We start from the raw sequence: 13,021 nt of genomic DNA on the forward strand, positions 1-13,021 counted from the left end.
CGGTGCGAGCTTGCTTGGGAACGGCCCGACGCGGCGCTCATGGTGTGGCGCCCTCGGGGATGAAGACCAGCAACTTGCCCTTGGCAGGATCGTCGATCACGCGCGCCTGCACCCGCATGCCGATGCGCACCTGGTCGGGTGCAATGCCATCGATGCGCGACATCAGCCGCGGCCCTTCGGCTAGGTCCACCAGCGCCACGTTGTAGTCGCCACCGGCTTGCGGTTTGCGGCGCACCGTGGTGCTGGAATAGACGCAGCCGACCCCGCTGGGTTCAATCCAGTCGAGCTGGGCCGAGCCGCAATGGGTGCACAGCGCGCGCGGATAAAACACATGCTGGCCGCAGGCCGTGCAGTGCTGGATCTGAAAGCGGCCTTGCGCCAGCTCCTGCACGAACTGAGCGTCCGGGCCGGGGCCGTCAAATGCCGGATAGCCCGATGCGCTCATGACGGTAGCTTCAGCACGCTGGCAGCCAGGATGTTGCGTTGCACCTCGTTGCTGCCGCCGTAGATGGTGGCTGGGCGCGCGTTGTAGAAGCTGGTCAACGCATCGGTTTTGCCACCGGGCAGGGCTGTGGAGCCGGGCGTGCCGCCACTCGATCCCATGACATCGACCAGCAGGTCGGCCAGCCGCGAATAGGTTTCGGTGGCGAACAGCTTGAGCATGGAGACATCGGGCCCCAGGGTTTCGCCGCGCTTGACTTGATCGATGAAACGGCCATAGAGCGCGCCCAGGTCGGACACGTCCAGCGCCAGCTTCGTGTAGCGGTCCACGAAGCCGGTGTCTTCGAACAGGCCGAGGCGCTGCGCGGCTTCCTGCACGCGCGCCAGCGCGTACTGGCTTTGTTTGGGGCTGCCCAGGAAGATGCGCTCGAATCCGAGCAGCGCCTTGGCGATGGTCCAGCCCTTGTTAAGCTCGCCGACAATGCTGGTGCGCGGCACGCGCACGTTTTCCAGGAAGACCTCGCAGAAGTCTTCGCTGCCCGCGATGTTGCGGATGGGGCGCACCGTGATGCCCGGCGTGTTCATGTCGACCAGCAAAAAGCTGATGCCTTCCTGCTTCTTGGCCGATTTGTCGGTGCGCACCAGCAGGAAAATGTGGGTGGCGTCCTGTGCCAGCGTGGTCCAGGTCTTTTGCCCGTTGACGATAAAATCGCTGCCATCGACCACCGCCTCGGTGCGCAGACTGGCCAGGTCGGAGCCCGAATTGGGTTCCGAGTAACCCTGGCACCAGATGTGCTCACCGGAAATGATCTTGGGCAGGTAGTAGGCGCGCTGGGCGTCGTTGCCATGGTTGATCAGCAGCGGGCCGACCATGGTGATGCCCATGTCGGGCGCGCGCGCCACGCCCCAGCGCTCCTGCTCTTCAATGAAGATGATGAGTTTCTCGGGTGAGAGTCCCATGCCGCCGTACTGCGTGGGCCAACTCGGCGCGACCCAGCCTTTTTCTGAAAGCCTCAGGTACCAAGGGCCGATTTCGGACCAGCGCAGGCGCCGTTGCGGGTAGCGCCATTCGCTGGGGAAATGTTCTTCAAAGAATTCGCGCAGTGTGGCGCGAAAGCTGGCGTTGTCGAACGCATTCCAGTCAGTGGAAGTGGAGGCGGTGGTGTTCATGCGTGCTCCTGCGCGGTGGCGTTTTGGGTGAGGTTGGCGTAGCGGCGGCGCTGCTGGTTGCCATTGCCCAGCCAGGCGGCCAACACCAGAGCACGCTGCAGATACAGGCCCAGGTCGTATTCGTCGGTGACGCCGATGGCGCCGTGCAGTTGCACTGCCTCCCGCGCCACCTGCAGCCCCGCATCCGACGCGCGCGACTTGACGCGGCTTGCCAGGGCAGAGCGCGCGCTGGCGTCGGCGGCCGGGTCATCTAGCAGGGCCAGAGCCTGCGTCACCACGCTGGCAGTCAGTTCCTGCTGAATCAACAGGTCCACAGTGCGGTGCTGCAGTGACTGGAAGCTGCCTATCGGCTTGCCGAACTGGATCCGCGTTCGCAGGTAGTCTTGTGTCATGGTCAGCATGCTGCGCACAAGGGCCAGCAGTTCAACGCTGGCCAGTACCAGGGTTTCGTCGTAGGCGCGGGTCAGCGCGGCCGCGGCGGCGGCCCCTTCGGCCAGCAGGTGGCTGGCGGGCAGGCGAACGCTGTTCAAGTTGAGCTGTGCTGCATAGCTGCCGTCGGCCAGCGGCTGGCTCGACAGGGTAAGGCCGGATGCATCTGCCGGCACCCACACCAGGACCAGACCTTGTGGGTTGGTGGCGCTGACGATGTAGCCGTCGGCCCCGGCACCGGGGCGTACATGGCGCTTGTAGCCATGTATCAGCAGGGAGTCGCCCTGGCGCTCCAGCCGGGTCGCGGCCAGACCGGGCTGGTCTTTCGCGCCGGTTACATCTTCCTGCCAGGCCACGGCGGGTAGCGTGCGACCCTCGGCGAGTTCGGTCAAGAGACGCATCGATAGCTCGGTGGCACCCACATGGGACAGCAGCCGGCCGGCAAACACCAGCACCGGCACCACCGGTTCGGGCGCGACCTGAGAAGCCAGGGCGGCCGCCACCTCGGCCATCTCAGCGAAACCCTGGGCGTAGCCGCCCAATTGTTCGGGCACCAGCAGCCCGGTCCAGCCCTGCTCGGCCAGGGCGCTCCAGAAGCGGCGGTCGTAGCCCGGCAACTGTTGGCGCAGGGCGCGGGCACGGTTGAGTGGTGATTCTTTGGTGACGAAACTTAGCGCGCTTTCGCGCAGCATGGTCAGTTGTTCAGCGCGTTCGCTGTCGTGGGTGGTAGTCATGATGGGGTGGGTGCTGGCCTGGGTAAAAATTGGGTATTGCTGGCCTCAGCGGGAAGAAAATCGGTCGCGAGCTCGTGAATGTCAATAGGATTTAGGCAGGCCCAGCACCTTCTCAGCGATGAAGCACAGGATGAGTTGCGGGCTGATCGGCGCGATGCGCGGAATCATCATTTCGCGCAGATAACGCTCGACGTGGTATTCCTTGGCATAGCCATAGCCGCCCAGCGTGGCCATGGCGCGCTGGCAGGCGTTGAAACCAGCCTCGGCCGCCATGTACTTGGCAGCATTTGCGTCGGCGCCGCAGGGCAGGCTGTTGTCGTATTTCCAGGCCGCGCGCATCGCCATCATTTCAGCGGCCTCAAGCTCCATCCATGATTGCGCCAGCGGATGCTGGATAGACTGGTTCTGCCCGATCGGCCGGTCAAAGACCACGCGCTCGCGGGCGTACTTGACGGCTACCTGCAGCGCCGCCCGACCCAGGCCGACGGCCTCGCCCGCGATCAGCACCCGCTCCGGGTTCATGCCATGCAGGATGTACTCAAAGCCGCGGCCTTCTTCGCCGATGCGGTCTCCTACCGGCACGCGCAAGCCGTCGATGAAGAGTTCGTTCGAGTCGACCGATTTGCGTCCCATCTTTTCGATTTCGCGCACCTCGACAAAACTGCGGTCGAGGTCGGTGTAGAACAGGCTCAGGCCGAAGGTCGGTTTCTTGCAGTCCTCGATCGGAGTGGTGCGCGCCAGAATGAGCATCTTCTCTGCCACCTGGGCGGTCGATATCCAGACCTTCTGGCCAGACAGCACATAGTGGTCGCCTGCCCGTTCGGCGCGGGTTTTCAGACGGGTGGTGTTCAGGCCGGTGTTGGGCTCGGTGACGGCGAAGCAGGCCTTCTCCTTGCCCTGGATCAGCGGAGGCAGCATGCGGCGTTTCTGCTCCTCGTTGCCAAACACCGCCACGGGCTGCAAGCCGAAAATGTTCATGTGCACCGCCGATGCGCCAGACAGCCCCGCACCCGACTGTGAGATGGTCTGCATCATCACGGTCGCTTCACTGATGCCCAGTCCGACGCCGCCATATTCCTGTGGCAGACAAACGCCGAGCCAGCCGCCGTCGGCTAGAGCGCGGTGCAGCTCATGCGGAAAGCCGCCCAGCCGGTCCCGTTCGAGCCAGTAGCTGTCGTCAAAGCGAGCGCAGATTTTGCCGATTGCTTCGCGTATCGCTTCATGTTCCTGGTTGTGGGCGAAATCCATGGTGGTGTTCCAGTGGACTCAAATCGCCAGACCGAGGCGTGTGCCTTGGTCAATGGCGCGCAAGGCGTCGAGTTCGGCGGCCAGCTCGGCGCCGCCGATGACATCGGGCGCCAGGCCGAGCGCGCGCAATTCGGCGACCAGCGCGTTCTCGCTGTCCTGGCCGGCGCAAATCACGATGGTGTCCACGTTCAGCGTCTGCGGTACACCGTTGACGCGCAGGTGCAGCCCGGCGTCATCGATGTGTTCATAGACGCATCCTGGCAGCGTGCGCAGGCCGCGCCGCGCCAGCTCGGCCTTGAGTGCCCAGCCAGTGGACATACCCAGACTGCGTCCAGGCTTTTCAGGTTTTCTCTGCAACAGGGTGACTTCGCGTGGCGCGCTGATTGGCTGTGCCGGTTTGAGGCCACCCGCAGCTGCGGGCGAGGTATCGACGCCCCATTCAGCGTAAAACTGCTCAAGCGCCTGAGGCACGTTGGCAGCGTTACCCTCATGCTCGTCATGCAGCAGGAAGGTGGCTACATCGAAACCGATGCCACCGGCGCCGATCACCGCGACCCGGCGGCCTGCCTGCACCCGACCCGACAGCAGATCGGCATAGCTCATCACTTTCGGGTGAGCCATGCCCAGGAGCTGCGGCAGGCGCGGGCGCACGCCGGTGGCTATCACGATGCGGTCGTAGTGACCGGCAGCGAGAGATGGGGCATCCGCCCGGCTGTTGAGCCTGAGCGTCACGCCATGCCGAGCCACGCCTTGCCTGAAATAGCGCAACAGTTCGTTGAACTCCTGCTTGCCCGGCACGGCCCGGGCCAGGTTTAACTGGCCGCCAATCTCGGGTCCAGCCTCGAACAGGGTGACCGCATGACCGCGTTCCGCCGCAGTCAGCGCGCAGGCCAGTCCGGCCGCGCCGGCACCGATCACCGCCACCTTGCGCTGCATGGCCCGTGACGGCATCAGCGAGAACTCCAGCTCGCGCCCGGCGCGTGGATTGACCAGACAGGTGGCGGGGCGGTCGGCGAAGATGTAGTCGAGACAGGCTTGGTTGCAGGCGATGCAGGTGTTGATCTCATCGGCGCGGCCCTGCGCCGCCTTGCGTACGAAGTCGGCATCGGCCAGGAAGGGGCGCGCCATCGACACCATATCGGCGTCACCGCTGGCCAGGATTTCTTCGGCCAGATCGGGCGTGTTGATCCGGTTGGAGACGATGACAGGAATCGTCACTGCTTGTTTGATGCGGGCCGCCGCAAAGCGCCACGCCGCGCGCGGCACCACGTAGGCAATGGTCGGGATGCGCGCTTCGTGCCAGCCGATGCCTGTATTGAGGATGTCAGCGCCTGCGGCCTGCACCGCCTGGGCGAGCTGGATGATGTCGTCAGCCGGGGCACCGCCCTCGACCAGATCGAGCGCCGAAACCCGATACATGAGCAGAAACTGCGACCCCAGGCGTTCGCGCGTGCGCCGCACGATCTCCACCGGCAGGCGATGACGATTTTCCATGCTGCCGCCAAATTCGTCGCTGCGGTTGTTCGTGCGCGTGACGGTGAACTGGTTGAGCAGGTAGCCCTCCGAGCCCATGATCTCGACGCCGTCGAAGCCGGCGCGTTGCGCCAGTTCGGCACAGCGTACATAGTCTTCCACCGTTTGCCAGACTTCGGCCGTGCTCAAGGCGCGAGGCGCGCGGGAGTTGATCGGGGAGGGGATGTCAGAAGCGCCCACTGGCCTGGCGACTTTTGCGTAGCGCCCTGTGTGCAGGATTTGCAGAATGATCTTGCCGCCCTCGGCGTGCACCGCCTGAGGGATCGGTCTGAGCACATCGGCTTGTGCCGTCGTGATAAGCAGGGGACCCGTTTCATCCAGCAGGCCATCCTGGCAGGGGGCATAGCCGCCCGTGACAATCAGGCCCGCGCCGCCGCGTGCGCGCTCGGCATAGAACAGGGACAGCCGGTCGATCGACCGGTCCAGCGACTCCAGACGTGTGTGCATCGATCCCATCAGCGTTCGGTTGCGAAGGGTGTGCGCGCCTACCTTCAGGACGGAGAGTAGCGTCGGAAAGAAAACAGTGGCTTCGGTGGACATGGGGAACGCCTCTTTAAAAATCTAACTAACACCTGTTCGATGATATCATGCGACAACGACCAGCCATGCAATTGGCGAGCACCTCAAATTCTTCGTCCGGATTGACGGTGTGATGCAGGCGGCGATTTCGACAACAGTCAGTCAGGAGATTTACCCATGATGTTCGACGATGACCAGATTGCGCTGCGTGACGTGGCGCGCCGCTTTGCACGAGAGAAGCTCAGGCCCGATTACCAGAAGCGCGAATCGCAACCTGGCATCGACCGGGCCTTGTTCAAGGAAATGGGTTCGCTCGGTCTGATCGGTGTTGATCTGCCCGAGGAATATGGCGGCTTGGGCCTCAGTGGCGTCACTGCCGGCATGATCACCGAGGAAATTGCCTATGGTGACTTCAACGTCAGCTACATGCAGCTGCTCAGTTCGCTGATGGGCGCCATCATCCATGCCAATGCGTCCCCCGAGCTGGCGCGCACCTGGAACAGCCGGATCGTGGCGGGCGAGGCAATCGTCGCGCTGGGTCTGACCGAACCACGGGGCGGCTCGGATGCCGCCAATCTGCAACTCAAGGCGCGTCGCGTGGGCGACGAGTACGTGCTTTCCGGCGAGAAAACCTCCATCACTTTTGCCGACCAGGCCGATGCCATGGTGTTGTTCGCACGCACCGGAAAGCCCGAGGATGTCGCACGAGGCATCAGCGCCTTCCTGGTCGATCTGACTCAGCCCGGCGTGCAACGCACGCGCTTCAACGATGTTGGTAGCAAGATCATCGGCCGTGGTTCGGTGTTTTTCGACGATGTGCGGGTGCCGGTCGAGAACCGGCTGGGCGAGGAGGGCAAAGGCTTCACGCAGGTGATGCAGGGCTTTGACTTCAGCCGCATCCTGATCGCGCTGCAGTGCGTGGCCGCCGCGCAGGCCTCGATCGACGAAGCCTGGGAATACGTGAAGGAACGCCAGACCTTTGGCGCGCCGCTGGCGCAGTACCAGGGCGTGAGCTTTCCCCTTGTCGAGTTCGAGACCCTGATCGCCGCTTGCCGCCAGCTCTGCTACCACGGCCTGGCCCTGCGCGATGCCGGTCAGCCGCACACCGCGGAAGCGGCCATGGTCAAGTGGATGGGCCCCAAGACCGCTTTTGACGCGATTCACCAGTGCCTGCTGACCTTTGGGCACTATGGCTGGTCGATGGACCTGCCTCACCAGCAGCGCCTGCGCGATGTGATGGGCCTGGAAATCGGCGACGGAACGGCGCAAATCATGAAGCTGATCGTTGCCCGCGAGCGCGTGGGACGCGCCGCCGTGCAGTACGCCAAGGAGAGCAAGAAATGATTCAGACATCCCCAGTGGAGATCAGCCGTGCCGGCGCCGTTGGAATTATCGAGTTAGCCCGCCCCGAAAAATTCAATTGCCTGTCGATGTCCGTTCATGCGGCCATCGAGGCCGCCATCGACGGATTCGAGAAATCCGACTCCGGTGTGCGCGCCATTCTGATCCGGGCGCAAGGCAAGCACTTCTGCACCGGCGCCGATCTGGATGAGGTGAAGTCGCTGCGTGGCGATCCAGCCAGGCTCAAGCACTTCATCAGCTATGGTCACAGCGTGCTCAAGCGCCTGGAACGCAGCGATTTGCCGGTGGTGGCGGCCTGCCAGGGTCTGACCCTGGCCGGTGGTAGCGAACTGATGCTGGCCTGCGACATCATCTTTGCGGCCAAGGACGCGCGCTTTGGCGACCAGCATGCCCAGTTCGGCCTGATTCCCGGGTGGGGCGGCAGCCAGCGCATGCCACGCATTGCGGGTCTGCGCCGTGGCCTGGACCTGTTCTTTTCGGCGCGCTGGATCGATGCCGCCACCGCCGAGCAGTGGGGGCTGGTGAACTATGTGGTCGAGCCTGAGCAGTTGGGTGAAGCGGCGCTGGCGTATTGCAGCAAGATCGCCACGCGCAGCCGCATCGGCATGGCCACCATGAAACGTTTGGCACGGCAAGGCATGGAGGGTTCGTCGGAGGTCGGTCTGCAGCTTGAGGAAGACCTGGCCAGCGCGGCTCTGCTCGATGACGACGTCAGCGAAGGTCTGGCGGCCTTCGAGGCACGCCGTACACCGGTGTTCAAGGCCTGAGCGGCTGAATGCTTTGTCTCGCGAATAGGCGCAATCACATATGACCATCCTTTCCTCCCGCATATCGACTTCCGACGACGAATTTCGGCTCAACCAAAAAGCCTACCAGGCCGTGATTGCGGACCTGCAAAGCCGTCGCCAACTGGCGCTGGCCGGAGGCCCCCCGAAAGCGCGGGAAAAACACTTGGCGCGCAACAAGATCCTGCCGCGCCATCGCGTCGAAGTGCTGCTCGATCCAGGTTCGCCTTTCCTAGAGGTCGGCATGCTTGCCGGCGAGGGCATGTACGACGGCGTGCCGCCGGGTGCCAGCATCATCACCGGCATCGGTCTGGTGCAGGGCCGTCCGTGCATGATCATTGCCAACGATGCCACCGTGAAGGGTGGCACCTACTACGGCATGACCTGCAAGAAGCATGTGCGGGCGCAGCAAATTGCCTGGGCACACCGCTTGCCCTGCATCACGCTGGTGGACAGCGGTGGCGCCTTCCTGCCTGAGATGGCCAACATCTTTCCCGATGTGGGGCAGTTCGGCAGCATTTTCAACAACCAGGTACGCATGTCGGCCGAGGGTATCCAGCAGATTGCCGTGGTGATGGGGCCTTGCACGGCGGGTGGCGCCTACATCCCGGCGCTGTGCGACGAGGCGGTGATTGTCAAGGAACAAGGCTATATGTACCTCGGTGGCCCCGAGTTGACCTTTGCCGCCACCGGCGAGACGGTGGATGCAGAGTCGCTGGGCGGCGCCAAGATGCACTGCAGCGTCAGCGGTGTCACTGATCATATTGCCGAAGATGACCGCCACGCGCTGGCCATCACGCGTGAAATCGTACGGGACCTGGGTGAGCAGCCCAAGCCACGCTGGACGCGTCAGCCGTCGGTGCCTCCGCGCTTCGATCCGCGCGAGATTTACGGCATCATCAGCCGCGACACCAAAATCCCGACCGACACGCGCGAGATTCTGGCGCGTTTCGTCGATGACAGCCGGTTCCAGGAATTCAAGCCGATGTACGGCGACACCCTGCTGACCGGCTTTGCTCGCATCCATGGCCACGAGGTCGGCATCCTGGCCAACCAGGGCGTGCTGTTCCCGGAAAGCGCGATGAAGGCGGCGCACTTCATCGATCTGTGCTGCCAGCGAGACATCCCTCTGCTGTTCATGGCCGACGTGACCGGCTTCATGGTCGGGCGCGCCGCCGAGCAGGCTGGCATTGCCAAAGCCGGGGCCAAGATGATCACGGCGATGGCCTCGGCCAACGTGCCCAAGTACACCATCATCATGGGCGCCTCTTACGGTGCAGGTTACCTGGCGATGTGTGGCCGCCCGTTCAACCCGACCGCGATGTTTGCTTGGCCGACCGGCCGCGCGGCCATCATGGGTCCGGATCAGGCCGCCACGGTGATGGCACTGGTGCGCAGACAGATCAACAAGACCGAGGGAAAAGAGTGGACGCCCGAGGAAGAAGAGGCGTTCAAGGCGCCGGTACGCAAGATTTACGAAGACTTCCAGCCTGCTGCGAACTTCTCCTCGAATTTGTGGGTGGACGGCATCATCGATCCGGTGGAAACACGCGACGCCATGGGACTGCTGCTCGACCTCGCATCCCGGACTGCCGCCAAACCGACGCCGTTCGGTGTCTTCCGTTTTTAACCAGGACGCCAGCCATGCAATGCATCCACACCGTATTGATGACCCACTTCGCCGCAGGAGTTGGGCATGCTTAAGAAAGTCCTCATTGCCAACCGCGGCGAGATCGTCTGCCGCATTGCCCGCACCTGCCGCAAGCTCGGCCTGGAAGTGGCCACCGTGCACTCCAGTGCCGACCGGTTTGCCCGCCATGTGCGTGAGATCGGTGAATCGGTCGAACTCGGGGGTGCAGCGCCCAGCGAGAGTTATCTGAACATCGATGCCATCATCGCGGCGGCCCGGCGTGTGGGCGCCGACGCCGTTCATCCGGGCTACGGTTTTGTCTCGGAAAATCCGGCCTTTGTGCGCGCACTGGATGCGGCTGGCTTGACCTTCATCGGACCCCGGGCCGACACCATCGAGCGCGTCGGCGGCAAAGCCAGTGCCAAGCGCGAGGCAGCCCGTCTCGGCGTGCCGGTCATTCCCGGCAGCGAAAGCGGCATGACCGACCCAGCCGAGGTGTTGAATCTGGTGCGCGGTATGAAGCTGCCCGTGCTGCTCAAGGCCGTGGCTGGTGGCGGTGGCCGTGGCATGGCGGTGGTCGAGACGCTGGAGGGGCTGGAGTCGCGCATCGAGAGTGCCATGCGTGAGGCCGAAAAAGCCTTCGGCAACGGCGAACTGATCGTCGAGCGCTACCTGCCGCATGTGCGCCACCTGGAGGTGCAGGTGGCCGGTGACGGCCAGGGCCACGCCATTCACCTGTTCGAGCGCGAGTGCACCTTGCAGCGACGCCATCAAAAAGTGATCGAAGAAGCGCCGTCAAGCGGACTGAGCCCGCGTCTGCGTGAAGCTATCCTGGCCGATGCGGTCAAGCTGGCCTCTGGCGTGAATTACCGCGGCCTGGGCACGGTTGAGTTTGTCGTCACGGGTGAAGAATATTATTTCCTGGAGGTCAATCCTCGCTTGCAGGTCGAACACCCGGTGACCGAAGAAGTCACCGGCCTCGATCTGGTCGAACTGCAACTGCGCATTGCCGACACGGACAGCCTGCCGCTGGCGCAAGCCGACGTGCGGTGCACCGGTCACGCCTTCGAGGCCAGGCTGTGCGCTGAAGACGCCGCTGCGGGATTTTTGCCGGCTACCGGGCGGTTGCAGGTGGTCGATTTTTCGCGCGCGGGCGTGCGCGTCGAGTCCGGGGTAGACAGTGGCGACGAAATCTCGCCGCACTACGACTCGATGATCGCCAAGCTCATCGCGCACGGGCCCGACCGCGAGTCGGCGCGCCGGGCGCTGGTGGCCGGATTGCGCGAAAGCACGGTGATCGGCCTGGTCACCAACCTGGAATTTCTGCATGAACTGCTGGAATGGCCGGAGACCCGCGATGCCACATTTCACACCCGCCTGATCGACGAGCGCCACGCGCAGCGCGGCGTGGTGGCTCCCGCCGCGCCGCCTCTTGAGCATCTGGCTGCTGCCGCGCTGCACTGGCTGGCGCAACGGCGTGCCGAGTCGTCCGCGCTGGGCTGCTGGACCCTCTGGGACGGTTTCACGGGCTGGCGCCTGAGCAGTGGGCCGATTCAGGCCGCACCCCAGCCGGTCCTTGTGTTGAAGGCGGGCGCGGCGGAGTGGCCCGTGCGGTTTTCGATGCGCGATGACCAGGGCAGCAGTGCGCTGGTCATTGGCGAGCAAAAGGTGCGCGCTACGCTGCAGCCGCTCGCGGGCGGACGCTTCCTGCTGCAATGTGGTGGGCGGGCGCTGGAACTGACGATCCGGGGCGACGCGTGGCAGGCCGAGCTCGCCAGCGCGTTGGGCAGCAGCTTGTTCACGGCACGACCCTATCTGGGGGGGGGCGCCGGTGACGCTGCCGCCAGCGGTCAATTGGGCGCGCCAATGATGGGCAAGGTGGTGGCGGTCAAGTCGGCGGTCGGTGAGAAGGTTTCCATCGGCCAGACCGTGATCGTGCTCGAATCGATGAAGATGGAGCTGCACGTCATGGCGCCATTCGAAGGCAGCCTGAGCAGCCTGCGCTGCCGGGTCGGCGACATGGTTGAGCGCCACCAAGTGCTGGCCGAAGTCAGCCCAGCTTGATCGAAGGAAGTACAAGCGATGAGCAACTTGCCTACCTCCGTCGAGTTCCATGAGGAGGGACCGCGCGAGGGCTTCCAGATGGAGCCAAAAACCTATCCGCGGGCGGACCGCGCCGCGCTGATTGACGCTTTGAGCCTCTCGGGTCTGAGGCAGATCCAGGTTGCGTCCTTTGTCAGTGCGCGCGCGGTGCCGCAGATGGCCGACACGTCCGAATTGTTCGCCGCCATCATCAAGCGCCCTGGAACCCGCTACACGGCGCTTTGGCTCAACGACAACGGCTTCGAGCGGGCGCGCGCCTGTGAACAGGTGGATCTGGACGGCAAGCTGATGTTCTACACGACCGAGCCGTTTTCGCAGCGCAACAACAATTGCAGCGTGGCCGAGATGCGTGAACGCCAGCTCGGCTGGCTGGACCGCTACATCGCCCTGGGCATTCCGGTGGAAAAGGCCTACGTGATCACGGCCTTTGGCTGCAATCTCGGTGGCGCCGTGCCGCTGTCGGTCCTCACCGATCAGGTCCGCTGGCTGGTCGATGCCTGCGCCGACCGGCGTGTGCCGCTGCCGGCGGTCTACTTGGCCGACACCATGGGCTGGGCAAATCCCGAGGAGATCAAGCGCCGCGTCGGCGCGGTGCGCGCGATCGTGCCGGAGGCTCAGATCGGCCTGCACCTGCACGACACGCGCGGCGTCGGCGGTGCCAACGTTTATGCCGCCTTGCAAATGGGCGTGCGGCTGTTCGACAGTTCGGTCGCCGGTCTGGGCGGCTGTCCGTTCGCGGGTCACACGCACGGTGGCGCGGCCGGCAATATCTGCACCGAAGACATGGTGTTCATGTGCCAGGAACTGGGCATCGAGACCGGCATCGATTTAGAGGCGCTGATCGAGGCGTCCCTTCTGGCCGAACGCGTCATCGGCCGCACCCTGTCGGGCCGTGTGATGCACAGCGGCTCGCTCAAGGGATTTCGCGCCGGCCAGCGAATGCAAGAGATTTGTGGGGCGGTGCGCTGAATCACATGACAAGGAGAAGGTCATTGGTCGAGTACAGGACAAGGTCATTCTGGTGACGGGCAGTGCGATGGGCATGGGCCAGGTCCACTGCGAGCTGC

At 64.0% G+C, this 13,021-nt stretch carries 10 protein-coding genes; 5 read left to right on the forward strand and 5 right to left on the reverse strand.

The window, feature by feature from the left end; genetic code table 11:
- Window positions 1-37: 37 nt before the first annotated feature.
- The 5 genes from J2X09_RS21140 to J2X09_RS21160 form a co-directional block, all read right to left on the reverse strand.
- A complete protein-coding gene (locus tag J2X09_RS21140; RefSeq protein ID WP_204734784.1) occupies window positions 38-445 on the reverse strand; it encodes a Zn-ribbon domain-containing OB-fold protein in 408 nt (135 codons plus the stop codon).
- Window positions 442-1,611, reverse strand: coding sequence for an acyl-CoA dehydrogenase family protein (locus J2X09_RS21145; RefSeq protein WP_204734783.1), 1,170 nt, complete (start codon window positions 1,609-1,611; stop codon window positions 442-444). The genes J2X09_RS21140 and J2X09_RS21145 overlap by 4 nt, the downstream gene beginning before the upstream one ends.
- Complete coding sequence (locus J2X09_RS21150; RefSeq protein ID WP_204734782.1) at window positions 1,608-2,774, reverse strand: acyl-CoA dehydrogenase family protein; 1,167 nt, start codon at window positions 2,772-2,774, stop codon at window positions 1,608-1,610. Before J2X09_RS21150 ends, J2X09_RS21145 begins: the two co-directional genes overlap by 4 nt.
- Window positions 2,775-2,855: 81 nt before the next feature.
- The gene (locus tag J2X09_RS21155) at window positions 2,856-4,022 is read right to left on the reverse strand and encodes an acyl-CoA dehydrogenase family protein (RefSeq protein WP_056278207.1); all 1,167 of its coding nucleotides are present in this window, start codon (window positions 4,020-4,022) and stop codon (window positions 2,856-2,858) included.
- 18 nt (window positions 4,023-4,040) lie between these two features.
- The gene (locus J2X09_RS21160) at window positions 4,041-6,095 is read right to left on the reverse strand and encodes an NADPH-dependent 2,4-dienoyl-CoA reductase (protein WP_204734781.1); all 2,055 of its coding nucleotides are present in this window, start codon (window positions 6,093-6,095) and stop codon (window positions 4,041-4,043) included.
- A gap of 156 nt (window positions 6,096-6,251) precedes the next feature.
- Between J2X09_RS21160 and J2X09_RS21165 the strand changes: the two genes are divergently transcribed.
- The 5 genes from J2X09_RS21165 to J2X09_RS21185 all read left to right on the forward strand — a co-directional run bounded on the left by J2X09_RS21165 (window position 6,252) and on the right by J2X09_RS21185 (window position 12,923).
- Window positions 6,252-7,418, forward strand: a complete 1,167-nt coding sequence (locus J2X09_RS21165) for an acyl-CoA dehydrogenase family protein (RefSeq protein WP_204734780.1) — start codon at window positions 6,252-6,254, stop codon at window positions 7,416-7,418.
- A complete protein-coding gene (locus tag J2X09_RS21170) occupies window positions 7,415-8,203 on the forward strand; it encodes an enoyl-CoA hydratase/isomerase family protein (protein ID WP_056278198.1) in 789 nt (262 codons plus the stop codon). Before J2X09_RS21165 ends, J2X09_RS21170 begins: the two co-directional genes overlap by 4 nt.
- 40 nt (window positions 8,204-8,243) lie before the next feature.
- Complete coding sequence (locus J2X09_RS21175) at window positions 8,244-9,851, forward strand: carboxyl transferase domain-containing protein (RefSeq protein WP_056278196.1); 1,608 nt, start codon at window positions 8,244-8,246, stop codon at window positions 9,849-9,851.
- 66 nt (window positions 9,852-9,917) lie between these two features.
- Window positions 9,918-11,915: an acetyl/propionyl/methylcrotonyl-CoA carboxylase subunit alpha gene (locus J2X09_RS21180; protein WP_204734779.1), complete on the forward strand. Its 1,998-nt coding sequence runs from the start codon at window positions 9,918-9,920 to the stop codon at window positions 11,913-11,915.
- 18 nt (window positions 11,916-11,933) lie between these two features.
- On the forward strand, window positions 11,934-12,923 hold the full coding sequence (locus J2X09_RS21185; protein WP_182118929.1) for a hydroxymethylglutaryl-CoA lyase: 990 nt from the start codon (window positions 11,934-11,936) through the stop codon (window positions 12,921-12,923).
- Window positions 12,924-13,021: the final 98 nt, after the last annotated feature.

The sequence above is a fragment of the Hydrogenophaga laconesensis genome (assembly GCF_031457235.1).
GTDB classification, from domain to species: domain Bacteria; phylum Pseudomonadota; class Gammaproteobacteria; order Burkholderiales; family Burkholderiaceae_C; genus Hydrogenophaga; species Hydrogenophaga laconesensis.

Coding starts and splice junctions, on each gene's coding strand:
- J2X09_RS21170 (WP_056278198.1), top strand. CDS start 7,415: ATGATTCAGACATCCCCAGTGGAGATCAGCCGTGCCGGCGCCGTTGGA.
- J2X09_RS21145 (WP_204734783.1), bottom strand. CDS start 1,611: ATGAACACCACCGCCTCCACTTCCACTGACTGGAATGCGTTCGACAAC.
- J2X09_RS21180 (WP_204734779.1), top strand. CDS start 9,918: ATGCTTAAGAAAGTCCTCATTGCCAACCGCGGCGAGATCGTCTGCCGC.
- J2X09_RS21150 (WP_204734782.1), bottom strand. CDS start 2,774: ATGACTACCACCCACGACAGCGAACGCGCTGAACAACTGACCATGCTG.
- J2X09_RS21185 (WP_182118929.1), top strand. CDS start 11,934: ATGAGCAACTTGCCTACCTCCGTCGAGTTCCATGAGGAGGGACCGCGC.
- J2X09_RS21160 (WP_204734781.1), bottom strand. CDS start 6,095: ATGTCCACCGAAGCCACTGTTTTCTTTCCGACGCTACTCTCCGTCCTG.
- J2X09_RS21175 (WP_056278196.1), top strand. CDS start 8,244: ATGACCATCCTTTCCTCCCGCATATCGACTTCCGACGACGAATTTCGG.
- J2X09_RS21155 (WP_056278207.1), bottom strand. CDS start 4,022: ATGGATTTCGCCCACAACCAGGAACATGAAGCGATACGCGAAGCAATC.
- J2X09_RS21140 (WP_204734784.1), bottom strand. CDS start 445: ATGAGCGCATCGGGCTATCCGGCATTTGACGGCCCCGGCCCGGACGCT.
- J2X09_RS21165 (WP_204734780.1), top strand. CDS start 6,252: ATGATGTTCGACGATGACCAGATTGCGCTGCGTGACGTGGCGCGCCGC.